This window comes from Nitrosomonadales bacterium, assembly GCA_016716325.1.
GTDB lineage: Bacteria > Pseudomonadota > Gammaproteobacteria > Burkholderiales > Gallionellaceae > Gallionella.
This window is the reverse complement of record JADJWO010000001.1, coordinates 1,492,490-1,516,046: the sequence shown is the minus strand read 5'-3', so window position 1 is coordinate 1,516,046 and position 23,557 is coordinate 1,492,490. Positions and strand designations below refer to the sequence as shown.

The 23,557-nt window shown below is 60.5% G+C and carries 19 protein-coding genes; 16 read left to right on the top strand and 3 right to left on the bottom strand.

The genetic code is table 11. The annotated features are described in order from the left end of the window. Nucleotides 1-56 precede the first annotated feature (56 nt). The 7 genes from IPM27_07260 (at nucleotide 57) to IPM27_07230 (ending at nucleotide 7,901) form a co-directional block, all read left to right on the top strand. Complete coding sequence (locus tag IPM27_07260) at nucleotides 57-443, top strand: PTS fructose transporter subunit IIA (protein ID MBK9161349.1); 387 nt, start codon at nucleotides 57-59, stop codon at nucleotides 441-443. Beyond that, nucleotides 444-713, top strand: a complete 270-nt coding sequence (locus IPM27_07255) for an HPr family phosphocarrier protein (GenBank protein MBK9161348.1) — start codon at nucleotides 444-446, stop codon at nucleotides 711-713. Next, complete coding sequence (ptsP, locus tag IPM27_07250) at nucleotides 710-2,434, top strand: phosphoenolpyruvate--protein phosphotransferase (GenBank protein MBK9161347.1); 1,725 nt, start codon at nucleotides 710-712, stop codon at nucleotides 2,432-2,434. Before IPM27_07255 ends, ptsP begins: the two co-directional genes overlap by 4 nt. A gap of 209 nt (nucleotides 2,435-2,643) precedes the next feature. After that, complete coding sequence (locus tag IPM27_07245) at nucleotides 2,644-3,783, top strand: homoserine O-acetyltransferase (protein MBK9161346.1); 1,140 nt, start codon at nucleotides 2,644-2,646, stop codon at nucleotides 3,781-3,783. Nucleotides 3,784-4,235: 452 nt separating this feature from the next. Beyond that, complete coding sequence (metW, locus tag IPM27_07240) at nucleotides 4,236-4,850, top strand: methionine biosynthesis protein MetW (protein MBK9161345.1); 615 nt, start codon at nucleotides 4,236-4,238, stop codon at nucleotides 4,848-4,850. Nucleotides 4,851-5,060: 210 nt separating this feature from the next. Further along, nucleotides 5,061-6,284: an AmpG family muropeptide MFS transporter gene (locus IPM27_07235; GenBank protein MBK9161344.1), complete on the top strand. Its 1,224-nt coding sequence runs from the start codon at nucleotides 5,061-5,063 to the stop codon at nucleotides 6,282-6,284. Nucleotides 6,285-6,338: 54 nt separating this feature from the next. Beyond that, nucleotides 6,339-7,901: an AAA family ATPase gene (locus tag IPM27_07230; protein MBK9161343.1), complete on the top strand. Its 1,563-nt coding sequence runs from the start codon at nucleotides 6,339-6,341 to the stop codon at nucleotides 7,899-7,901. A gap of 149 nt (nucleotides 7,902-8,050) precedes the next feature. Here the strand turns inward: IPM27_07230 and argA are convergent, their stop codons facing one another. The 3 genes from argA to IPM27_07215 form a co-directional block, all read right to left on the bottom strand. Further along, nucleotides 8,051-9,370: an amino-acid N-acetyltransferase gene (gene argA / locus IPM27_07225; GenBank protein MBK9161342.1), complete on the bottom strand. Its 1,320-nt coding sequence runs from the start codon at nucleotides 9,368-9,370 to the stop codon at nucleotides 8,051-8,053. Nucleotides 9,371-9,639: 269 nt separating this feature from the next. Continuing rightward, a complete protein-coding gene (locus IPM27_07220; GenBank protein MBK9161341.1) occupies nucleotides 9,640-9,825 on the bottom strand; it encodes a 4-oxalocrotonate tautomerase family protein in 186 nt (61 codons plus the stop codon). Nucleotides 9,826-9,920: 95 nt separating this feature from the next. Further along, nucleotides 9,921-10,652: a 16S rRNA (uracil(1498)-N(3))-methyltransferase gene (locus IPM27_07215; protein MBK9161340.1), complete on the bottom strand. Its 732-nt coding sequence runs from the start codon at nucleotides 10,650-10,652 to the stop codon at nucleotides 9,921-9,923. Between the two features lie 87 nt (nucleotides 10,653-10,739). Between IPM27_07215 and IPM27_07210 the strand changes: the two genes are divergently transcribed. The 9 genes from IPM27_07210 (at nucleotide 10,740) to IPM27_07170 (ending at nucleotide 23,511) form a co-directional block, all read left to right on the top strand. Next, nucleotides 10,740-11,297 carry a thioredoxin family protein gene (locus IPM27_07210; GenBank protein MBK9161339.1) on the top strand — a complete coding sequence of 186 codons (558 nt, stop codon included), beginning with the start codon at nucleotides 10,740-10,742 and terminating at the stop codon, nucleotides 11,295-11,297. 20 nt (nucleotides 11,298-11,317) lie between these two features. After that, nucleotides 11,318-12,109: an inositol monophosphatase family protein gene (locus IPM27_07205; protein MBK9161338.1), complete on the top strand. Its 792-nt coding sequence runs from the start codon at nucleotides 11,318-11,320 to the stop codon at nucleotides 12,107-12,109. A gap of 15 nt (nucleotides 12,110-12,124) precedes the next feature. After that, nucleotides 12,125-13,498, top strand: a complete 1,374-nt coding sequence (gene trkA / locus IPM27_07200; protein MBK9161337.1) for a Trk system potassium transporter TrkA — start codon at nucleotides 12,125-12,127, stop codon at nucleotides 13,496-13,498. Next, nucleotides 13,499-14,959, top strand: a complete 1,461-nt coding sequence (locus tag IPM27_07195) for a TrkH family potassium uptake protein (GenBank protein MBK9161336.1) — start codon at nucleotides 13,499-13,501, stop codon at nucleotides 14,957-14,959. Between the two features lie 100 nt (nucleotides 14,960-15,059). Continuing rightward, nucleotides 15,060-15,458, top strand: coding sequence for a response regulator (locus IPM27_07190; GenBank protein ID MBK9161335.1), 399 nt, complete (start codon nucleotides 15,060-15,062; stop codon nucleotides 15,456-15,458). A gap of 4 nt (nucleotides 15,459-15,462) precedes the next feature. Beyond that, on the top strand, nucleotides 15,463-15,828 hold the full coding sequence (locus IPM27_07185; protein ID MBK9161334.1) for a response regulator: 366 nt from the start codon (nucleotides 15,463-15,465) through the stop codon (nucleotides 15,826-15,828). Nucleotides 15,829-15,845: 17 nt separating this feature from the next. Then, nucleotides 15,846-16,340 (top strand): chemotaxis protein CheW, encoded by a 495-nt coding sequence (locus IPM27_07180; GenBank protein ID MBK9161333.1) that lies wholly within the window; start codon nucleotides 15,846-15,848, stop codon nucleotides 16,338-16,340. Nucleotides 16,341-16,368: 28 nt separating this feature from the next. Further along, the gene (locus tag IPM27_07175; protein MBK9161332.1) at nucleotides 16,369-18,393 is read left to right on the top strand and encodes a type IV pili methyl-accepting chemotaxis transducer N-terminal domain-containing protein; all 2,025 of its coding nucleotides are present in this window, start codon (nucleotides 16,369-16,371) and stop codon (nucleotides 18,391-18,393) included. Between the two features lie 21 nt (nucleotides 18,394-18,414). Then, on the top strand, nucleotides 18,415-23,511 hold the full coding sequence (locus IPM27_07170; GenBank protein ID MBK9161331.1) for an Hpt domain-containing protein: 5,097 nt from the start codon (nucleotides 18,415-18,417) through the stop codon (nucleotides 23,509-23,511). Nucleotides 23,512-23,557 lie beyond the last annotated feature (46 nt).

Sequence of the window (23,557 nt, the reverse complement as noted above, 5' to 3'; positions counted from 1 at the left end):
GGCATGCCGTGCCGCTGCTGGCGCATGCTGCTCACTGGATGAGAGGGAGAGTTGAATTGGTCGGGATATTGTTAGTGACGCACAACGGGCTGGGCGACAGCTTCATCGATTGCATCAGGCATGTGCTGGGCGAGGCGCCGCGCAACCTCAGGGCCTTGTCGGTTCGCGCGAGCGATGACACGCAACAGAAGCTGGTCGAGGGCGAGGAGCTGATCAAGGAACTGGACGCCGGTAGCGGGGTGCTGATCCTGGCAGATGTGTTCGGCGCCACGCCCAGCAACATCGGGCGGCAGTTGTGCCATGCCGAGCGCGTCGAGGGTGTGGCGGGCGTGAACCTGCCGATGCTGTTGCGCGTGCTGGGTTACCCCGGCAAGACCTTGCCGGAGTTGGCGAAGATCGCCATCGAAGGCGGCCGCGAATGCATCGTGCATATGGAGCATTAGATGTTGCAGCAGGATGTGGTCATCATCAACAAGCTCGGCATGCATGCGCGTGCCTCGGCCAAACTCACCCAACTGGCCTCGCGCTTCAAGTGCGAGGTGATGATGTCGCGCAACAAGCGCCGCGTGAACGCGAAGAGCATCATGGGGGTGATGATGCTGGCCGCGGCCAAGGGCATGACCGTCAACATCGAGACCAGCGGCGAGGATGAGGCCGAGGCGATGGAGGCGTTGCTGGCGCTGATCAACGATTATTTCGGGGAAGGCGAATGAGCTTTACATTGCATGGCATTGCGGTCTCCGGAGGCATCGCCATCGGCCATGCGCACCTGATCTCGCATACTTCGCTGGAGGTGGCGCATTACGTATTGCCGAAGCAACTTGTCGACGGCGAGCTCGCGCGGTTCGATGCGGCATTGCAGGCTACGCGCACCGAGTTGGCGACGCTGCGCGGCAACCGTCCGAACTATGCGGCGGCCGAGTTCGACGCCTTCCTCGAATTGCACCAGATGATCCTGGACGACCCTCAACTGAGCGTTGCGCCACGCGATATGATCGCCAAGGAACAATGCAACGCGGAATGGGCGCTCAAGGTCCAGACGGCGGCACTGGTCGCGCAGTTCGATGAATTCGAGGACGCCTACCTGCGCGAACGGCAGGCCGACGTGAAACAGGTTGCCGAGCGGCTGCTCAAGCAGTTGCTCGGACTGCCCGGCGGCCAGCCGCCGCTGCCGCGCCGCGATACCGAGACCATCATGGTGGCGCACGATCTGAGCCCTGCCGACCTGATCCAGTTCAAGCCGCAACACTTTGCCGCATTCGTCACCGATGTCGGCGGCGCGACTTCGCACACCGCCATCGTGGCGCGCAGCCTGAACACGCCGTGCGTGGTCGGCCTGCACAACGCGCGCCAGTTGGTCTGCGAGGATGATCTGCTGATCCTGGACGGCGACCAGGGTGTGCTGATCGTCAATCCGGACAAGTCCATCCTTGCCGAATACCGGCTGCGCCAGAGCGAACGGGAGCTGGAGCGCAAGAAACTCAGGCGGCTACGCACCGCGCGCGCCACCACGCTGGACGATACGCCCATCGACCTGTACGCCAACATCGAGAAACCGGAGGACATCACCGAGGCCAGGGAGAACGGCGCGACCGGTATCGGCCTGTTCCGCAGCGAGTTCCTGTTCCTCAACCGCGAAGAACTGCCCGGCGAGGACGAGCAGTTCGAAGCCTATCGTGCGGCGGCGGTCGGCATGGAAGGCCAGCCGGTCACCATCCGCACTTTCGACCTGGGTGCCGACAAGCAGATCAGCGGCGCGGAACGCGTGGCCAACAATCCCGCACTGGGTCTGCGCGCGATACGGTTATGCCTGGCCGAACCGCAATTGTTCCGCACCCAGTTGCGCGCGCTGCTGCGCGCCTCGCACTATGGCAACGTGAAAATACTGGTGCCGATGCTTTCCGGGGTATCGGAACTGAACCAGACGTTGCAGTTCATCGCCGCAACCAAAGAAAGTCTGGATCGCGAGGATATTCCCTACAATCGCGAAGTCGGGATCGGCGGCATGATCGAGATCCCCGCCGCCGCGCTGGCGCTGAACGTGTTTGCGAAGAAGCTCGACTTCCTGTCCATCGGCACCAACGACCTGATCCAGTACACGCTGGCGATCGACCGTACCGACGAGGATGTCGCGCATCTCTACGATCCCCTGCATCCCGCCGTGCTGCATCTGCTGTCGCACGTCATCACCACTTCCAACCGGCTCGGCGTGCCGGTGTCGGTGTGCGGCGAGATGGCCGGCGAACTGGTCTACACGCGCCTGCTGCTGGGCATGGGGCTGCGCCAGTTATCGATGGCGTCGTCGCAGGTGCCCGGCGTCAAGCAGCGCGTGCTGACCACCAACTTGCCGGAGATCGCGGCGCTGACGCAGAAGATATTGCGTGCCGAAGATCCGCTGAAGATCCGCGAACTGCTGTACCGTCTCAACGCCTGACGGCCGGCATGCGACCGATTGACAGCCATTCGCAAAACACGGAAACTGCGCCCCATGACCTGACGGGCGTCGTTCGTTCGGTTGAAGGGACAATCGTTTTACCAGTGCCGATTTGACATCAGCTTGCGGGGCACTCTAAACATACCAGCTAAAGCGAGGCAACCCGTCCCGCGCAAGCTGAACGGGTTTTGTTTTTTGGAGCGAATATATTGGAAACAGCCAATAGCATCGGCAATGTCAGTGTGCAGCGCGCCACTTTCGACACCCCGCTGACCTTCCGCAGCGGTGCGGTGTTGCCGCGCTATGAGCTGGTGTACGAGACCTATGGCACGCTGAATGCCGACCGGTCGAATGCGATCCTGATCTGCCACGCGCTGTCCGGCAACCATCACATTGCGGGGCATTACGCGGACGACCCGAAGAGCACGGGCTGGTGGGACAACATGGTCGGCCCGGGCAAGCCGGTCGATACCGACCGGTTCTTCGTGATCGGCGTGAACAATCTCGGCGGCTGCCACGGCTCGACCGGGCCGTCTTCGATCGACCCGCAAACCGGCAGACCGTATGGCGCGAGCTTCCCGGTCATCACGGTGGATGACTGGGTGGAAGCGCAGGCGCGGCTGGCCGACCGGCTCGGCATCGAGAGATTCGCCGCCGTGATGGGCGGCAGCCTCGGCGGGATGCAGGCCCTGCAATGGTCGCTGTCGTTCCCCGAACGCGTGCGCCACGCGCTGGTGATCGCCGCCGCGCCGCACCTGACGGCGGAGAACATCGCCTTCAACGATGTGGCACGCAACGCGATCCTGACCGACCCCGATTTCCATGGTGGCGATTTCTACCAGCATGGCGTGGTGCCGACGCGCGGGCTGCGCCTGGCACGCATGCTGGGACATATCACCTACCTGTCGGATGACGCGATGGCGAACAAGTTCGGGCGCGGGTTGCGCTTCGGACAGTTCAACTACGGCTACGAGGTCGAGTTCGAGATCGAATCCTATTTGCGCTATCAGGGCGACAAGTTCGCCACCCGTTTCGACGCCAACACCTATCTGCTGATGACCAAGGCGCTGGACTATTTCGATCCCGCGCACGATTTCGATGGCAATCTGAACCGCGCGTTCGCGCGCGCCAAAGCGGATTTTCTGGTGATCTCGTTCACCACCGACTGGCGTTTCTCGCCGCAACGTTCGCGGGAGATCGTGCGGCCGCTGCTGCACAACCGGCGCAATGTCAGTTATGCCGAGATCACCTCCACACACGGCCACGATTCCTTCCTGATGGAACACCCGCATTATTTCGAGGTGATGCGCGCCTACCTGAACAACGTTGCGAAGGAGGTGGCGGCATGAGCAGGAAGCAGGGGCCCCGCGCAGCGGGGATGCGACCGTCCGCGAGTGACGCCGGACGCCGAAGATGCCGGATCGTGGATTGCTCTTCATACGTAAAGGAGGCGTCGGCATGACAACACGACGCGTAGCGGCTTGTTGCGGCGCAGGCTCACCTTCAGGTTATGCCGGAGCCAACCGGAAGCAGGGGCCCCGCGCAGCGGGGATGCGACCGTCCGCGAGTGACGCCGGACGCCGAAGATACCGGATCGTGGATTGCTCTTCATACGTAAAGGAGGCGTCGGCATGACAACACGACGCGTAGCGGCTTGTTGCGGCGCAGGCTCACCTTCAGGTTATGCCGGAGCCAACAGGAAGCAGGGGCCCCGCGCAGCGGGGATGCGACCGTCCGCGAGTGACGCCGGACGCCGAAGTGGCAGGCTTGTGAATGGTCTGGTGCATATAAAGGAGGCGGCATGAACCGGAACGACATCGCCAAACTGGTCACAGATCGCCCGGACTTCGCCGCGATCGCCGCCTGGATACCGAACGGCGCGACGGTGCTCGACCTTGGCTGCGGCGACGGCAGCCTGCTGCGCTATCTCAAGGAGACGCGCGCAGTGAGCGGTTACGGCGTGGAGATCGATGACGTCGATATCGTTTCCTGCATCACGGCCGGCCTGAACGTGATCCAGAACGACCTCGATACGGGGCTGTCGGATTTCGAGGACGATTCGTTCGATTTCGTGATCCTGTCGCAGACCCTGCAAGCGACCCGCCATACCGAACCGCTGATCCAGGAGATGCTGCGCGTCGGGCGGCAGGGCATCGTCAGCTTCCCGAACTTCAGCTACTGGCGCAACCGTTATGACGTGTTGCTCGGCAACATGCCGGTGTCGCGCGAACTGCCCTACCAGTGGTACGACACGCCCAACGTGCACCTATGCACGCTGCACGATTTCGAGTCGTTCTGCCGCGACCACCATGTGGCGGTGCTGGAACGCCGCGTGATGACCGGCGACCAGGAGATCGGCCTGTTGCCCAACCTGCTCGGCAGCACTGCGGTGTACCGGTTCCAGCGTGGGGTGTGATTCGGTGAGCCATCTCCCTGGCCCTCTGGGAGAAGCAACTAGCCATCCGACCAGGCTGCAAGAACCCGCAGCCAAGTCGTTGGTTATCCCGCAAGCGGGAGAAGGAATAATGGCTCCCCTCTCCCACAAGTGGGAGAGGGGCCGGGGGAGAGGGAAAACACACACAGAGGTGCATCCGTGACCGTCTGGCAGCAACTCTTCACCAAGCGCATGTTGATATGCGTCTTCACGGGTTTCGCCTCCGGCCTGCCGCTGTTCCTGCTGTTCAATCTGGTCCCGGCCTGGTTGCGTACCGAACAGGTCGACCTCAAGACCATCGGACTGTTCGCGTTGATCCAGTTTCCCTACACCTGGAAGTTCATCTGGTCGCCCTTTCTTGATCGCTATGTATTGCCGATACTTGGTCGGCGGCGCGGCTGGATGCTGCTGACGCAGATCGGCCTGCTGGCCGTGATCGCCACGCTCGGCGGCTTCTCGCCGCAGACCGACATGACTGCCATCGTGCTGTTCTGCACGCTGCTCGCCTTCCTCTCCGCCACGCAGGACATCGCGCTCGATGCCTATCGCCGCGAACTGCTGAACGATGTGGAACTGGGCCTCGGCAACGCCATCCACGTCAACGCTTACCGCGTCGCCGGGCTGGTGCCCGGTTCGCTGTCGCTGATCCTCGCCGACCACATGGCGTGGGACTGGGTGTTCATCATCACCGCATTATTCATGCTGCCCGGCGTTGCCATGACGCTGATGGTGAGCGAACCGCACCGCGCCTCACCGCCCAAGACGTTGCGCGAGGCGGTGGTGGAACCGTTCCATGAATTCATCACGCGCAACGGCTGGAACAGCGCGCTGCTGGTGCTGGCCTTTTTGCTGTTCTACAAACTCGGCGACAGTATGTGCACCGCGCTCGCCACGCCGTTCTATCTGGACATGGGGTTCAGCAAGACCGACATCGGCCTCATCGCCAAGAACGCCGGCCTGTGGCCCTCCATCATCGGCGGCATGCTGGGCGGACTGTGGATGGTGAAGATCGGCATCAATCGTGCGCTGTGGCTGTTCGGTGTGGTGCAGGTGGTGTCCATCTTCGGCTTCGCCTGGCTCGCCTCGCACGGTCCCTTCACCGAGATCGGCGTCGCCGAACGCACCCAGCTCGCCATCGTCATCGGCATGGAAGCACTGGGTGTGGGCCTGGGCACCGTCGCCTTCGTCGCCTTCATCGCCCGCACCACCCATCCCGCCTATACCGCCACCCAGTTCGCGCTGTTCACCAGCCTGATGGCGATCCCGCGCACCTTCGCGAATGCCGCGACAGGATGGCTGGTTGAGTCGATGGGTTGGACGACGTTCTTCCTGCTGTGCGTACTGCTGGCGATACCGGGGATGCTGTTGCTGTTCAAGGTTGCGCCGTGGAACGAGCCGCTGCCCGGATCGGGCTAGCCCGTTCATCGGCAGGGCGGTAACATGGCCGCAGGCCTTTCCGCAGGAAGCACGATGGTTTCCGGGCAGTCATTCCAATTGCAACAGCGGCTGGTCGCCGCGTTGCTCGATCCGCGCCGCTACCCCGATGCGGTGCCTCATGTGCGACTGGTTGAGACGCACATCTCGTGGGTGCTGCTGGCCGGGCGCTACGTCTACAAGATCAAGAAGCCGCTGTCCCTGGGCTTCCTCGATTTTTCCACGCTGGAGCTGCGCAAGCATTGCTGCGATGAAGAGGTCCGGCTGAACCGGCGTCTTGCGCCGCAGTTGTATCTCGGTACCGTGTCCATCGGCGGCGATCCAGATCACCCGCAGTTCGGCGCGCAGCCCGCCATCGAATACGCGGTGAAGATGCGGCGTTTCCCCGATGACTGCCTGATGGATGGTCTGTTGTTGCGCGGCAAGATCATGCCGAAGCACATCGACCGGCTCGCTGCTGTCATTGCCGGCTTCCATGCCGGGCTACCTGCCACGCCGCCCGCCCCGCTGTTTGGCAGTGCCGCCGAGATTAGCAAGGATGCGCTGCAGAACTTCGAACCGTTACGGTCATGGCCGGATGCGGCAGATGAAGTGGCGGAGCTGAAAGCGGCGACGGAGGCCGAGCTGGCAGCATGCGCCGCTATCTTCGCGCAGCGGTGCAGGGCGGGCTTTGTGCGCGAATGCCACGGCGACCTGCATCTGGGCAACATCGCGCTGATCGGCGACGAGCCGGTGCCGTTCGATGGCATCGAGTTCAATCCTGCGCTGCGCTGGATCGACGTGATGGACGAACTGGCCTTCCCGGTGATGGACCTGCTGCACCGCGAGCGCCCCGACCTGGCCTGGCGGCTATTGAACGCATGGCTGGAAAGCACCGGTGATTACGGCAGCGTGGCGGTACTGCGCTTCTACCTGTCTTACCGCGCCACGGTACGCGCCAAGGTCGATGCGATCCGCGCTGCACAATCCGGCTTGTCGCGGCGCGCGGCGAACGAACGGTTGCGCGCCAGCCGCAGTTACCTGGTGCTGGCGCGCAACTGTCTCGCCAGGCCAGCACCCGCGCTGATCCTCACGCACGGCCTGCCCGGTTCCGGCAAGACCACTTTTGCGCAGGCCGCGCTGGAGCGCTTCGGCGCGATCCGCATCCGCTCGGATGTCGAGCGCAAGCGTCTGCACGGTCTCGGTGCGCTGGATGACAGCCGTTCCCGCTTCGGCGAGGGCATTTACAGCGCGACGGCCACGCAGCGCACTTACGCGCGTCTGCTTGAGCTTGCGCACGAGCTGATCGGATACGGATTTCCGGTGATCGTCGATGCGGCCTTCCTCAAACAGGAGGAGCGCGCGAGCTTCCACGAATTGGCGAGGCAGATGCGCGTGCCATTCGCCATTGCCGCGATGCTGTCAGACCAGCGGATGTTGCGAGAGCGCATCGCCCGGCGTCAGGCGCAGGCAGGCGATGCTTCGGAAGCGGATGTCGCAGTGTTGGAAAAACTGGCGGCTTCAGCCGAGCCGCTGTCATCGTCGGAGCTTGGTTGTGCTGCGGACTTCGCGGGACGGAACGGCTGGAACGAACTGGAGGCGCTGCTCGGTATTACCTAGGGACGAGCTGATCAAGTCGTCATTTCCGCGCAAAGGGGTAAGCAGGCAAGCCGCATAGCGGCTGCTCGCAAAGCGGGAATCCAGCTTGTTGATTTAACCGGGTTCCCGCTTTCGCGGGAACGACAAAATCATACTTATTCAGCGCATCCCTAGAGCTTGCGCGCGAACACCTTGGATTTGCGCCGGTAGTTGTACAGCACCTTCTTCTGCTCGGGCAACTCCGCGACGTCGCCCTCCTTGAAGCCGCGCTCGATGAACCAGTGCGCGGTGCGCGTGGTCAGCACGAACAGCTTCTGCAACTCTTGCGCCTTGGCGACCGAGATCATGTGGTTGAGGATCGCCTCGCCGTAGCCGCGGTCGCGGTATTGCGTGTCCACAGCCAGGCAGGCGAGTTCCGCCGCCGCCTCGTTCGGGAACGGGTACAGCGCGGCGCAGCCGATGATGCGATGGTCGTGTTCCAGCACCACGAAGCGCGCGATCTCGCGTTCCAGCAGTTCGCGCGAACGCCGTACCAGGATGCCCTCGGCTTCCAGCGGGCGCAGCAGATGCAGGATGCCGCCGACATCCTCGATGCTGGCATCGCGCAGGGTGTTGAGCGTGCTTTCCACCACCATGGTGCCGATGCCGTCGTCGCTGAACAGTTCCTGTAACACAGCGCCGTCGGTGTGGCGGCTGATCAGATGGGTGCGCGATACCCCGGCTTCGCAGGCGCGTATCGCACAGGGCAGGAACAGGCTCACGTCCGCAGGCAACTTGCGCTTGCCGGCCAGCACCCCCTGCGCCTGCACGACGGTGAGTTCCTTGAGCAGTTCGCCTTTCTTAATCTGCACGCCGTCAGTGTCCATCAGGAATACCAGCTTGTCGGCGTCCAGCGCGATGGCGGTGGCGGTGGCGACGTCTTCCAGCGTGACGTTGAATACTTCGCCGGTCGGCGAATAACCGAGCGGTGAGAGCAGCACCACTTCGCCGAAGTCCATGCGATCGTTCAGCGCGGTGACATCCACCTTGCGCACGCTGCCGGTGTGCTGCAGGTCCACGCCGTTGATCACGCCGATCGGTTGCGCGGTGATGAAATTACCGCCCGCGACGCGGATGTCGGCATTGGCCATCGGCGAATTCGCCAGTCCCATCGACAGCAACGCTTCGATCTCGACGCGCACCCGTCCGACGGCCTCCTTGACGCATTGCATGCTCTCGGCGTCGGTCATGCGCACGCCCTGGTGGTAGGCGTCATCCAGGTTGTTCTTTGCCAGGTGCTGCTCGATCTGCGGGCGCGCGCCATGCACCAGCACCAGCCGGATGCCGAGCGCGGCGAGCAGGTTGAAATCGTGGGCCAGCTCGACGAACTTGCCGTCGGCAACCACCTCACCGCCGAACGCGATCACGAAGGTCTTGCCGCGAAAGGCGTTGATGTAGGGTGCGACGGAGCGGAACCAGGCAACGAAATCGGCGGAGGTGGAAGCAGGCATGGGGATCTCCCTGTTCGAATACGTGCATGATGCCGCGCTATTCCCCATCTAGCAACTGTCATCGGGGAATGATCCGCCAGCCGCCGGCGGAGCCGGCAACAACGAATGCATGATGCAGTAACCGAACAGCCGTGCCGGCTCAACTTTCGTCAAGTAGCTTGCCCGCAATCGCCCGGTTCTCGTCGGGCAATTCGTCGAATGCGATGTAGGTGTAGCGGTTGTGACACGGTGGGGCGAAGCCCGCTGGTGCGGGAACAGCCGCGTATACATTACTCTTCATCGAGCAGCTTGCCCGCAATCGCCCAGTTCTCGTCGGGCAGTTCGTCGAATGCGATGTAGGTATACGACTTCGGCTTGAGCGCGATGCGCTCGAGCGTATCGGTGATCTCCTCGGCGATTCTGGCTTTCTGGTCGCGCGTGAGGTTGCCGGCGATGCGGATGTTTACGTAGGGCATGATGATTTCCTTTGGTAAAAAATACATCTCACGACGAAGTTCACGAAAATCACGAAGAGACCATATCTGCCATGAAAAACTTCGTGTCTTCGGGGTTAAATAAAATCTCCCCACAGGGTTTGCAGCGCGGCGAGTCCCGCAATGGCGGCGGTCTCGGTGCGCAACACGCGCCCCCCCAGCCGGACCGCCGTGAAACCGCTTTGCAACGCGCTGCCGCTCTCGGCTTCGGTAAAGCCGCCTTCCGCGCCGATCAGCAATACCACCCTGCCCGCAGGCTCGGCCTGATGATGCAGCGAGACCTCGCTTTGCGGTAGCAGAATGAATTTCGTGTCCGATGCTTCCTGTGCCTGTCGCAACCACGCCATGATGTCCAGTGGCGCGTGGATGATGGGCAATACGTTGCGCCCGCATTGTTCGCAGGCCGAGATGGCAACCTGATTCCAGTGTTCCATGCGTTTGCCGATCCGTTCGGCGGATAGTCTGGCGACGCTGCGTTCGGTATTCAGGGGCTGGATTTCCGAGACGCCGAGTTCGGTGGCCTTCTGCACCACCCAGTCCATCTTTTCGCTGCTGGACATGGCTTGCGCCAGCATGACCTTCAACGGTGATTCGCGGTCGGCGACGGTTGGTTGTATCGCGCCGACGAGCACGCGCTTGCCATTCAGTTCGGCAATCACGCCCCGACACCCGTTGCCGAGACCATCGAAGATTTCAATGCGATCCTTTTCGCGCAGGCGCAGCACGCGTGCGGCATGGTGGGCCGCGTCCGGCGGCAGCTCGAACGAGCCGCCGGACGGCAGCGGCGGTGGGCAATAAAAACGCGGCATCAGTCAATAACCTTCATCTCGGGCCGGGTTGTCGGCAAGGTGCGCGTGATAATATAACGCCTCCGAAAATGATGTCAGGAGTTTGTCATGGTGAGTCTGCAACCACCCCTTTGCGATTTTGGCTGGAAGGCCCGCGATTTCGATCTGCCGGGCGTGGACGGCAAGCGGTACAGCCTGGCCAGCGCACGCGGCAGCAACGGCCTGCTGGTGATGTTCATCTGCAATCACTGCCCCTACGTGAAATCGATCCGCGACCGGCTGGTGCGCGATACGCTCGAGCTGCAGCAACACGGCATCAACAGCATCGCCATCATGTCCAACGATCCCTCGGAATACGCGGAGGATTCGTTCGATAACATGAAGCTGGTCGCGCAACAGTACGGTTACCCCTTTCCTTACGTGTGGGACGAGACGCAGCAGGTCGCCAAGGAGTACGGCGCGGTATGCACGCCGGATTTCTTCGGCTTCAATGCGAAACTGGAGCTGCAATATCGCGGGCGGCTGGATGCGTCGCGCAAGGAGGCCGTGCCTGATGCGCCGCGCGACCTGTTCAATGCCATGCTGCAAGTGGCGCAGACCGGCCAGGGGCCGCGCGAGCAGATCGCCAGTATGGGCTGTTCGATCAAGTGGAAAGACGAGACGTGACGCGTACGGGCGCCCGCGGCATGAGCGCCACGCTCAAGGCGGTGGTCGCTGCCGTGAAGCTGGTTGCTTCGGAAGAGATCATGCCGCGCTACCGCAAGGTGGCGCACCAGCGCAAAAGCGACGGCAGTCTCTGCACCGAGGCGGATACTGCAGCGCAACAGGCGCTGACCCGGAGGCTGCAGAGCATTTTTGACTTGCCGGTGCTGGGCGAAGAGATGTCTGCCGACGAACAGCAGGCGGCATGGTCATCAGGCAGCGAAGGGATGTGGTGCATCGATCCGATCGACGGCACGTCCAATTTCGTGCACGGCCTGCCGTATTTTGCGGTTTCCGTCGCGTTGTTGCGCGAAGGCAAGAGCGTGCTGGGCGTGGTGTACGATCCGGTAGCCGATGAGGTATTTGCCGCCGAACAGGGCAAGGGGGCGTTCCTGAACGGTGAAAAACTGCTCGGGCGCGAAACGGTCGAGTCGCTGGGGCAGGCGCTGGCAAACGTCGATCTGAAACGGTTGGGTACTAAGCTGGTCGCGCAACTGGCGACCTGTCCACCCTATGCCTCGCAGCGCAATTTTGGCGCCAGTGCGCTGGACTGGTGTTATACCGCCGCCGGACGTTATGACGTATATTTGCACGGCGGTCAGAAACTCTGGGATTATGCCGCCGGCACATTGATCCTGTGGGAAGCGGGCGGACATGTTTGCTGCATCGAAAACGATGATTTTGTGCTGGGCGATATCTGGCATCGCTCGGTGATCGCGGCGCGCAATGAAGAATTGTTCGACGCGTGGAAGCACTGGATACGCGCGCAACTGTAGCCCGGGGAGACGGCTTTGAAGATCTTGATACTTGGTGCGGGGCAGGTCGGTTCAACGGTGGCGGAAAGCCTGGTCGGCGAAGCCAACGATATCACCATCGTGGATCACGACGGCGAGAAATTGCGCCAGCTGCAGGATCGGCTGGATCTGCGCACCATGACCGGCAATGCGGCTCACCCTTCGATTCTCGAACAGGCCGGGATCGCCGATACCGACATGCTGCTGGCGGTGACGCAGAGCGATGAGGTCAACCTGGTGGCCTGCAAGCTGGCCGCCAGCCTTTACAACACGCCGACGCGTATCGCGCGAATCCGCACCGCGGATTTTCTGGCCCGCCCGGAGGTATTCGGCCCGGATAATTTCTGCGTCGATTTCTCGATCTGTCCAGAACAGATCCTCACCGAGTACATCACCAAGCTGATCGAGTTCCCGGAGGCCTTGCAAGTGCTGGAATTTGCCGGGGGCAAGGCTTCGCTGGTGGCGGTACGCGCTTTCGAGGGCGGCCCGCTGGTCGGTTCGCAACTGAACCTGCTGCGCACCCACATGCCACAGGTGGATGCACGCGTCGCGGCGATCTTCCGCAAGGACAGCCCGATCATTCCGGAGGGCGATACCGTGGTCGAGGCGGGCGACGAGATATTTTTCATTGCCGCCGCCGGCAATATTCGCAGTGTGCTCAAGGAAATGCGCAGTCTGGACAAGCCCAGCAAGCGGGTGATGATCGTCGGCGGCGGCAATATCGGTCGCCGCCTGGCCAAGTCGCTGGAGCATGATTACCAGGTCAAACTGATCGAATACAACAAGAGATCCTGTGAAAGGCTGGCCGGCGAATTGAGCAATACGCTGGTGTTGAACGGCGACGGCACGGATGAGAAATTGCTGCAACAGGAACATGTCGGCGAGGTGGACGTGTTCTGCGCACTGACCAACGACGACGAAAACAACATCATGTCCGCGTTGCTGGCCAAACAGGGCGGGGCACACAAGGTGATCGCGCTGATCAACCGCAGCGCCTATGTCGGTCTGGTGCAGGGCGGCAAGATAGACATTGCGTTGTCTCCGGCGCATGTCACCATCGGTTCCCTGCTGGCTTATGTGCGGCAGGGCGATGTGGAGGCGGTGCATTCGCTGCGGCGCGGTGCCGCAGAGGCGCTGGAGCTGATCGTACACGGTGACCGCAAATCGTCCCATGTGGTCGGTCGGCGCATCGACGAGATCGATCTACCCAAAGGCGCGACCATCGGCGCGCTGGTGCGGGGCGACGAAGTCATCATGGGCCACCACGATACCGTGATCGAGGCGGATGACCATGTCATCGTGTTCGTCATCGACAAGAAGATGGTGCAGAAGATCGAGAAACTGTTCCAGGTCAGCATCGGATTTTTCTAAATGATACGCACTCTGACCGTTCTGCATGCGCTCGGGTTGTTGTTGGTGATGTTCAGCATGACCTATGTCATGCCGATAGCCACAGCACTGATCTATTCGAATGACGCGATGCTGTTGAATTTCCTGCTGGCGATGCTGTGGACGGCGGCGGCCGGCATATTGCTGTGGTTGTTGACCAGACATTACAAGGGCGAACTGTCGATCCGTCACGGCTACCTGCTGGTGGTGGTGATGTGGACGGCCATGCCGCTGTTCGGCTCGATCCCTCTGCTGCTGGTGATACCCGGACTCTCGCTGACCGACGCGTATTTCGAGACCATGTCAGCCATGACCACCACCGGCGCAACGGTGCTGACCGGCCTGGACAATCTGCCGCCGTCCATCAACATCTGGCGGCATGAATTGCAATGGTTGGGCGGCTTGGGCGTCATCGTCCTGGCCGTGGCGGTGTTGCCGTTGCTCGGGATCGGCGGACGGCAGCTGTTCAAGGCGGAGACGCCGGGGCCGATGAAGGAGTCCGCGCTTACCCCGCGCATCGCGGATACCGCACGTAACTTGTGGATCGTCTATGTGGCCATTACCCTGCTTTGCATCGGTGCGCTGAATTGGGCCGGCATGGACTGGCTGGATGCCGTGTGCCACGGCTTTTCCACGATGGGTCTGGGCGGGTTCTCCACCCATGATGCCAGCGTCGGATATTTCAATTCTCCGCTGATCGAATTCGTGATGATCGTGTTCATGCTGTTCGCGGTGATCAACTTCGCCACGCATTTCCTCGTCTGGCGCCATAAGGCCGTGCATCTGTATCTGCGGGATACGGAAGCCAAGGCGGCGCTCGGCATCATCCTGTCGAGTTGTTTCGGGATCGCTTTCTTCCTGTGGTGGAACGGTGTATATCCGGAATTCATGACGGCGCTTCGCCATGCCAGCTTCAACGTGGTTTCGATCGGGGCGAGTTCCGGGTTTACCAGTGCAGACTACAATCAATGGCCGATCTTTGCGCCGTTATGGATGTTGTTCATTGGCTGCATCGCAGCCAGTTCCGGCTCTACCGGCGGCGGCATCAAGATGATGCGCACGCTGGTGTTGTTCAATCAGGCAGGGCGCGAATTCATCAAGCTGCTGCATCCGGCAGCGGTGAATCCGATGAAGATCGGTGGCCAGGTCGTGCCGAACAATATCGTGTTCGCCGTGCTGGGTTTTATCTTCCTGTATTTCATGACCATCGCTACGCTGACTTTCATTTTGCTGATCAGCGGCATGGATTTCGTCTCGGCATTTACCGCGGTGCTGGCCTGCGTCAACAATTTTGGCCCCGGGCTGGGGACGGTGGGGCCGGCGAGCAACTATCAGGGATTGACCGATTTCCAGACCTGGATATGCACGTTCGGCATGCTGGTCGGGCGGCTGGAAATCTTTACCGTGCTGATCCTTTTCACTCCGCAATTCTGGCGGCGTTAAATACGCCATGACAGCACGGACGAGATGCGTTACGATTGTTGCCTAGGGCTTTTCATTGCAGTTGATTAGAGCACTTCAGTGCCAGTAGGGAGCGTGCGAGTTGAATGAGAACCAGCCATTGTCGGGAGTGAAGGTGGTGCTGATCGATGACAGCAACACCATCCGGCGTAGCGGCGAGATATTCCTGTCGCAGGCGGGCTGTCAGGTCATCCTGGCCGAGGACGGCTTTGACGGCTTGTCCAAGGTGGTCGACAACAAACCCGATATCATCTTCGTCGACGTGATGATGCCGCGTCTGGATGGCTATCAGACATGCGCGCTGATCAAAAACCACAAGAGTTTCAAAAACACCCCGGTAGTCATGTTGACCAGCAAGGACACGCTGTTTGACCGCGCGCGTGGCAAGCTGGTCGGTTCTGATCAGTATCTGATCAAGCCTTTCAACAAAAAAAGCCTGATCGAGGCGGTCATTACACACACACAGCAAATAAAGGAATAGAACGATGGCAATCAAAAAAATACTGGTCGTGGACGATTCGGCAACCGAGCGCCATATCATGGGCGAGGTTTTGACCAAACAGGGTTTCGAGGTTTCCTTCGCCATGGACGGCGAGTCCGGCGTGGCTCAGTCCAAGCGTGACAAACCGGATCTGATCATCATGGATGTGGTGATGCCCGGGTTGAACGGCTTTCAGGCTACCCGCGCAATCACCAAGGATCCGGAGACCCAGCATATCCCGGTTCTGATCTGCACCACCAAGGATCAGGACACCGACAAGCTCTGGGGCATCCGCCAGGGCGCGAAGGATTATGTGGTCAAGCCGATCGACGCGGCAGATTTGCTCAGCAAGATTGCAAAACTCAACTGACGCAAACCTGAATCATCATGGCAAAACGCCTTAATCTGCGCGAGTTTCAACAAAGCCTGAGCGATCGCATGCAGGACAAGGGGCGCGCCAGCGAACAATTGTCGTCGCTGGGTGTGCAGATCGCCGGACAGAACTGGCTGGTGGACATGGTTGACATCAGCGAGGTGCTGACACTGCCGCCGCTGACCCCGGTCCCGCTGTGCAAGGCGTGGTTCCGCGGTGTTGCCAATGTGCGCGGCAATCTGTTTTGCATTGCCGATATGGCCACTTATCAGCATCGGGGTGAAGCAACCGGGGATATCGCTAATCGCGTGTTGCTGGTCGCGGGGCGCCATGCGTTCAATGCCGCCTTGCTGGTCGATCGCGTGCTCGGTTTGCGCGATGTGCGCGACTGGCAGCAAAGCGAAGCTGAAGGTCAGGTTGAGTATCATGATGAGCGCGGTGTCTCATGGCGCAAGCTGGATGTGGTCGGTTTGCTTGAGCAGCCGGATTTTTTGCAGGTAGGCGTTTAGTCATTCCCGTTCGGGGGAGGAAAATAACATGGCATTCAAACTGAAATTACCCAGTTTCAAACAATTCAGAAAAACCGTCGCGGACGATGCGTCCAAGGCGGCCGATATCCGTCTGCCACTGATCGGTCATTTGTCGATCGCGCAACAGCTGAAGATACTGGGTAGCGCGACGGTGTTATGCATGCTCGTGGCGGCGATCGGGGCCTATATCAACAACCGCGAAGCCGGGTACAGCTCACGTTATGTCGGTGAGTCCAGTAAATTGCTGATGTTGTCGCAACGGCTGGCAAAGGATACCCAGTTAAGCCTGTCCGGCAACTCGGATTCCTTTGATGGTCTGACGCAGAGCAAGCAGGATATGTCCAAAGTCATCGAATTGTTGGACAAGGGGGATGCCTCGTTGCCGCCCACCGGTGGCGATGCCCGCGACGCCCTGAGTACGCTGACCACCAGTGTGAACAAGACGATGCAGGATGTGCAGGCGGTGGAAAACGGCCGCCCCGGTCTGGTGACGCTGGGTAGTGCGATCACGGTGATCGATAATACCAGTGAAGAGTTCCGCGGCTTGACGCAACAAATGGTCAGCAGCTACCAGGGGGAGCAGAAGGTAGCGGCGACCAGCTTGTCCCTCGCGGTGGAGCGTATCGCCAAGGACGCGGCGAAGATGTTGTCCAGTGATGTGTCGCTGGAACAGCTGGCGCAATTGGGCGTTGATACCTACGCGGCAGAGGATGCGTTGCTCGCGCTCCCCTCGGACGATCCGAACGTGCAAGCGGCGACGGCATTGTTCGAGCCGTACCGCAACAGTATCGAGATTCTGGTTTCGCAAGCGCGTAACCTGGTGGAGGCGAAGGCCGCCGCCAATGCCATCCTGGTCGACTCCGATATTCTGCTGGCCAAGGCGCAACTGCTGGTCTCGGCCTACCAGACCACACTGATGTCGCGCATTTCCGGTACGGTCGCGCTGCTGGCCGGCGGTCTCACGCTGTTGTTTCTGCTGCTGATTTCCAAGGAATATCTGGAAGATTCCCATCGCCGTGCGGCGGAAGCGGAGCGATCCAACAAACAGAACCAGGATGCGATTTTGCGCCTGATGAACGAATTGAGCGATCTGGCGGAAGGCGATTTGACGATCCGGGCGACGGTGACCGAGGACATTACCGGCGCGATCGCCGACTCGGTGAACTACACCACCGAGGAATTGCGCAAGCTGGTTGGACGTATCACTGCGGCTGCCGAGCAGATGAGTAGTGCGACCAAGGATGCGGAAGATGTGTCCAAGGGTCTGCTCGATGCGGCGCAGAAGCAGGCGCGGGAAATCGAGGATGCAGGAGAGTCGGTGCAGTTGATGACCAAGTCGATTCAGGAAGTGGACTCCAGCGCTTCACAGTCTGCTGGCGTGGCGCGCCGCACCCTTGCAGCAACCGAGGAAGGTGCCAAGGCGGTGCGTAATACCATCGCCGGTATGGACGGTATCCGCGAACAGATCCAGGAAACCTCGAAGCGTATCAAGCGGCTCGGTGAAAGTTCACAGGAGATCGGCGAGATCGTGGACCTGATCTCGGACATTACCGAGCAGACCAACGTGCTGGCGTTGAATGCCGCCATTCAGGCGGCTTCTGCCGGCGAGGCGGGGCGCGGCTTCTCGGTGGTGGCGGAAGAGGTGCAACGTCTGGCGGAACGTTCTGCCGAGGCGACTCGGCAGATCGGTGCGCTGGTCAAGACCATTCAGAGCGATACCCATGATGCGGTGGCGGCGATGGAAAAGAGCACCTTGGGTGTGGTGGAAGGTGCCAAACTGTCCGAAGTGGCGGGGCAGTCGCTGAAGGAGATTGAGCAGGTGTCGAACGAACTGGCGACACTGATTAACAGTATTTCGGTATCCACCCAGGTTCAGACCGATATGGCCAGCGAGGTGGCGACAGTGATGCAGGACATTCTGAAAATTACCGGACAGACTACGGAAGGTACGCGCCTGACGGCGAATTCCGTCGCGCAGCTGACCGGCCTGGCCAACGACCTGAAAGGTTCGGTCGAGGGCTTCAAGGTCTGATGACGGATACTTAAAACGGGAATGGTAAAACAGGCACAATTCGATACGGCCGCACTTTCCGCCGTCAAGCCCGGCCTCGATGCCGCGCTGGATGAGGTGGGGGCAAAGCTTGAGCAATTTCTGGCTGCGCCGGATGACAACCTGTCCGCATTGATGGCGGCCAGCGCAGAATTGAGGCGTTTACCGGGTGTGCTCAAAATGGTGCATCTGGAGGGCGTGGCGGTGCTATGCGCCGAACTCGAAACCGTTCTGGACGAACTGGCGTCGCACCCGGGCCTCCTGACCGATTTGCATCGCGACGTATTGCGCGATGCCCTGTTCGGCATTTCGCATTATCTGGAAGCGCTATTGCACGGTGCGGATAATGCCGCGTTACGTTTGTTTCCCCAGTATCAGGGACTGCAGAGCCTGCGCGGCCTGGAAATGTCGTTCGAGCTGGATCTGTTCTACCCGGATCTTGCGGTGCAACTCCCGGAAAAGGTGATGAATGGCGTGCCGCCGGACGATGCGATCGGTCAGATCAAGTCTGCGCGCAGCCAGTACCAGCAGGGTTTGATGCGATTCCTGCGCCAGGATGATGTCCCTGCCGCGCTGCAATTGATGCAGCAGGCAGTCGATGCCGTGTTGGGCTATGTCCCGCAAGACGATGGGCGCGCGTTCTGGTGGGTCAGTCGTGCGCTGCTCGATTGTGTGATGCTGGATGGCCTGCCTCCGGAGCTTGGTGCGCGCAAGTTGTTTGGTCGCATCGACCAGCAGATGCGCGCGGTCGTCGATGGCAACGCCACCGATGTGCAACCCGTGTTGAACGAAATGCTGTATCTGGTCGGGCGCAGCCATGCCGTCAGCGAGCAAGTGGACGAAGTCAAGCAAGCTTACGGACTGGATCGGTATTTACCCGAGGTTTCTGCTTTGCCGCCGGGTGAAGCCGAGCAGCTGCTGGGAGTGATGCGCGATCATTTGCGGACGGCCGGGGATGTCTGGGAAAAGTGTGCGAAAGGCGATAAAGACGCCTGTGCCAGCTTTGTCGAACAAATCGATACCCTTGCCATGCAGAGTGAAAAACTCGACCGCAATACTCTGCAACCCCTGACCAAGCATATCAAGGAGATGTCGCTGAAAGCCGCCGATCCGGATGTGGCACGACAGGTCGGAATGGATATGGCGCTGGCGCTACTGTTGCTGGATAGCGGCATAGAGCATTACAGCTATCTGGGCGGAGCATTCCAGGAGAAGGTTCGCATCCTGTCGGAGCGGTTGAGTGCGGCGCTCGATCAGCAGCCGGAAAACGAGCAACAGATGTCCGATCTGATCTCGCTGCATTGTCAGACCGAACAGGATGAGGCAATGGAACCGCTGGTCAATGAGATGCTGGCGAACCTCCAGCATGTCGAACAAGGCTTGAGCGCTTTTTTCAGCGACGCGGCCAATCGCAACGAGTTGCCCGGACTTGAGCGCCTGATGGCGCAGATACACGGTGGCCTGCGCATCCTGTCCCTTGAACAGGCCGAGCAGCTCATGGTTTCCGTTCTGGAGTGCATACATGCATATGTACACGGCAATGCCACGGCCACGCCGGCAGAAAGCGTCGCGCTGGCCGGGGCGGTGAGCGCACTGGAAAACTATCTGCAACATCTGATACATGGCCACCAGGATGAGGATGCTTCGTTGCAGGTTGCGTCGGCCGACCTGAAAAAATTGCGCCACGTGTCCGTGCCGGAGAAGGCGGTTCCGGCCGAGCAGGCAGGTGTCGCTGCCGAGTTCCAGCGACCGATTGGCGAAGACCAGGAATTGCTCGAGGTGTTTCTTGAGGAGGCGCAGGAAGTTCTGGGCATCATGCATGACAATTTGGAGATTTGTCAGTTGCACCCGGATAGTCATGAACCCCTGGTGACCATCAGGCGTGGCTTCCATACGCTCAAGGGTAGCGGGCGCATGGTCGGGCTGACCGATCTGGGCGAGGTCGCATGGTGTGCCGAGCGCGCGATGAACAAGTGGTTGCAGGAGAACAAGCCAGCCACGCCCGGATTGATACATTTCATCAACCAGACGACGCAGGCCTTTTCCGGCTGGGTGGAGGCGCTCAACAGCCAGGGGGGGGTGCAGATCGAGGCCGGAGACTTGGTCGCAATGGCGCAGCAAATCGAGGATGGTATCGAGCCTGATATCAGTGCACGCGTCAAACCGGCGGAAGCAAAAGCGAAACAGGTGCAGGTATCCGCTTTGCAACCTGTTGTGGAACCTGAGACGGTGCCCGAGCCGGTACCTGAACCCGAGTCGGCGCCCGAACCCGATCAGGTCGTGATCGGCGATATTACGCTTTCTTCATCACTGTTCGGCATAGCCAGTACCGAGGCCAAGCAAAATGCGCTTGTCCTGAACGACCAGTTCGCCGTGATGCAAGCATCCAGACCGCCGGTCATCCCGTACGATTTTATGCGTGCGGCACATACACTCGCGGGCGTGAACCGCACCATGGGATTCACTGCCGTGGCCGATTTGGCTTATACGCTGGAGGGTTGGTTGCAGGCGCGCATCGAAAAACCGTTCGCGTTGAGCAATCGTCAGGCGCAAATGCTGGTGCATGTCATCGTTGCCATTCAGGAAATGGCGCAAGACATCTGCAATCAGAAGATGCCGCCGCCACGCCGTGACCTGATCGATCAATTGCTGGCGGACAAGGACAGGCTGCTTGAAGAAGCGACGCCGGCTGTCGTGGACGAGGCGGTTACACAGGAAATCACTCCACCCATTCCGGTGGTGCCCACTCAGGAAGCCGTTCCGGCAGAACCGGTGGCATTGCCCGAGCGCCGCGCCGCGCCGACGAAACCTCAAGTCCGCGATGATGTGGATGAACAACTTCTGGAGATATTCCTTGAGGAGGCGGATGACCTGAGCCCGAAAGTCAGCGCCGGATTGCGTGCCTGGCGGGAAAATCCGGACGACACCCAGCAGGCCGACCAGTTGAAGCGCTTGTTGCATACCATCAAGGGCAGCGCGCGAATGGCAGGCGCGATGCGCATCGGTGAGATTGCACATGAAATGGAAGACCGCGTGCTGGCCGCCGCGCAGATGCGTGAGCAGGACGGATATTGGGACGGGCTGGAAAGCGATTTCGATCGTATCAATGCGTTGCTGGAAGAGCTGCGCGGTGGCGAGCCGGTAGTAGAGGAAGTTCCTGACGGATTCGGTCGGCGAGCGGAAGACCGCGGCGGTGTCGAGCGCAGAGCTGAACGGCGCGGAGAAGATCCTTCCGGCGCCGAGCGCAGGAACGAACAACGCGCCTTGGATGTGGGAGCGGAACGCGCCTTGCTCGCCAACATGTTGCGCGTACGCTCGGATGTGGTGGACAGGCTGGTGAACGAGGCCAGCGAAATCAGCGTGACCCGTTCGCGGATGGAAGCCGAGATCCGCGCATTCAAGGACGGGTTGATGGAGTTGACCGGTAGCGTGACTCGTCTGCGCAAGCAGCTACGCGAGGTCGAGATCCAGGCTGAAAGCCAGATGCAGGCGCGTATTTCTCTGGTCAGTGATGATGCGGAACATTTCGATCCGCTCGAATTCGACCGTTTTACGCGTTTGCAGGAACTGACACGTTTCATGAACGAAAGCGTTCATGACGTGCAGACCATTCAGCTATCGCTGCTGAAGAACATCGACGAGACGGACGCCGCGATGTCGGCTCAGGCGCGGCTTAACCGCGAATTGCAGCAGAGCCTGATGAATGTGCGCATGGTGCCGTTCTCGAACATCAGCGAGCGGCTTTACCGTATCGTCCGGCAAACCGGCAAGGAGTTGAACAGGCGTGCCAACCTGGAGTTGATCGGTACGGGAGTCGAGCTTGACCGAAGCGTGCTGGAGAAAATGACCGCGCCTTTCGAGCATCTGTTGCGCAATGCCATCGCGCACGGCTTGGAAGACGAGCAGGAACGTGTCCGGAATGGCAAGGATGCCATCGGCGAAATCAGAGTGAAATTGCACCAGGAAAGCAATGAGGTGGTGTTCGAATTCAGTGATGACGGGGCAGGCCTGAACTTTGCCGCATTACGCGAAAAAGCGATCGCCGGAGGATTGCTGGGAGTAAACGAAGAGGTCAGCGAGGAGCAGTTGGCGCAGCTTATCTTTACCTCCGGGATTTCGACTGCAGAGCAGGTGACCGAAGTGGCGGGGCGCGGCGTCGGCATGGATGTGGTGCGTAGCGAGATCACCGCCCTGGGCGGCCGTATCGACATCAGTTCGAAGAGCGGCAAGGGAACAAGTTTCATTATCCATCTGCCGCTTACGCTGGCAGTCACGCAGGTTTTGATGGTGAATGCCGGCGATGCGATGTATGCCATTCCTTCGATCATGATCGAACAGGTGCGCCAGGTGAAGTTCGCCGATATGGAGGCGCTGTACCGCGATCGCCAGATCGAATGGCACGGCAAGACCTATCCCTTGGGTTATCTGCCCCACCTGTTGGGTGATGCCGAGCGGGCACCTGAAAACCAGCCGCGCAATTCAGTGTTGCTGTTGCGTAGTGGTGAGCAACGCGTCGCCTTGCATGTGGATGCGCTGCACGGCAACCAGGAAGTGGTGGTGAAGAACGTCGGTCCGCAACTGGCACGGTTGCCGGGCATTGCCGGCGCGACCGTGCTGGGTAACGGCGCCGTGGTGCTGATCCTGAATCCGGCGCAACTGGCGCAGCGTATCGTGACGACGGTGCGCAAGACCGTTGCCGCCGCGCCGGAAGTGCTGCGCGTCCTGCCGTTGGTGATGGTGGTGGACGATTCGCTGACCGTGCGCAAGATCACCACGCGCCTGTTGACGCGTGCCGGCTATCAGGTCGTTACCGCCAAGGACGGCGTGGATGCCCTGGAACAACTCGGCGAGATCACGCCAGCCGTGATGCTGCTGGACATCGAGATGCCGCGCATGGACGGTTTCGAGCTGGCTAAACACCTGCGCCGCGACGCCAAGACACAAAATCTCCCCATCATCATGATTACATCGCGTACTGCGGACAAACACCGCGACTATGCAATGCAACTGGGTGTGAACGCATACCTCGGCAAACCCTACAATGAAGAAGAGTTGCTGCAGCAGATCGCGGGGTTCGTAGCCGTTCCGGAAATGGGTTGACGGTCGGCTGATCTCATAGGCGTGGCAACGCCGGAGAATTGTGCGG

Bases quoted from the DNA above. Each gene is read 5' to 3' on its own strand.
- IPM27_07255 (MBK9161348.1), top strand. From the start codon at position 444: ATGTTGCAGCAGGATGTGGTCATCATCAACAAGCTCGGCATGCATGCG.
- ptsP (MBK9161347.1), top strand. From the start codon at position 710: ATGAGCTTTACATTGCATGGCATTGCGGTCTCCGGAGGCATCGCCATC.
- metW (MBK9161345.1), top strand. From the start codon at position 4,236: ATGAACCGGAACGACATCGCCAAACTGGTCACAGATCGCCCGGACTTC.
- IPM27_07235 (MBK9161344.1), top strand. From the start codon at position 5,061: ATGTTGATATGCGTCTTCACGGGTTTCGCCTCCGGCCTGCCGCTGTTC.
- IPM27_07230 (MBK9161343.1), top strand. From the start codon at position 6,339: ATGGTTTCCGGGCAGTCATTCCAATTGCAACAGCGGCTGGTCGCCGCG.
- argA (MBK9161342.1), bottom strand. From the start codon at position 9,370: ATGCCTGCTTCCACCTCCGCCGATTTCGTTGCCTGGTTCCGCTCCGTC.
- IPM27_07220 (MBK9161341.1), bottom strand. From the start codon at position 9,825: ATGCCCTACGTAAACATCCGCATCGCCGGCAACCTCACGCGCGACCAG.
- IPM27_07215 (MBK9161340.1), bottom strand. From the start codon at position 10,652: ATGCCGCGTTTTTATTGCCCACCGCCGCTGCCGTCCGGCGGCTCGTTC.
- IPM27_07210 (MBK9161339.1), top strand. From the start codon at position 10,740: ATGGTGAGTCTGCAACCACCCCTTTGCGATTTTGGCTGGAAGGCCCGC.
- IPM27_07205 (MBK9161338.1), top strand. From the start codon at position 11,318: ATGAGCGCCACGCTCAAGGCGGTGGTCGCTGCCGTGAAGCTGGTTGCT.
- IPM27_07195 (MBK9161336.1), top strand. From the start codon at position 13,499: ATGATACGCACTCTGACCGTTCTGCATGCGCTCGGGTTGTTGTTGGTG.
- IPM27_07185 (MBK9161334.1), top strand. From the start codon at position 15,463: ATGGCAATCAAAAAAATACTGGTCGTGGACGATTCGGCAACCGAGCGC.
- IPM27_07180 (MBK9161333.1), top strand. From the start codon at position 15,846: ATGGCAAAACGCCTTAATCTGCGCGAGTTTCAACAAAGCCTGAGCGAT.
- IPM27_07175 (MBK9161332.1), top strand. From the start codon at position 16,369: ATGGCATTCAAACTGAAATTACCCAGTTTCAAACAATTCAGAAAAACC.
- IPM27_07170 (MBK9161331.1), top strand. From the start codon at position 18,415: ATGGTAAAACAGGCACAATTCGATACGGCCGCACTTTCCGCCGTCAAG.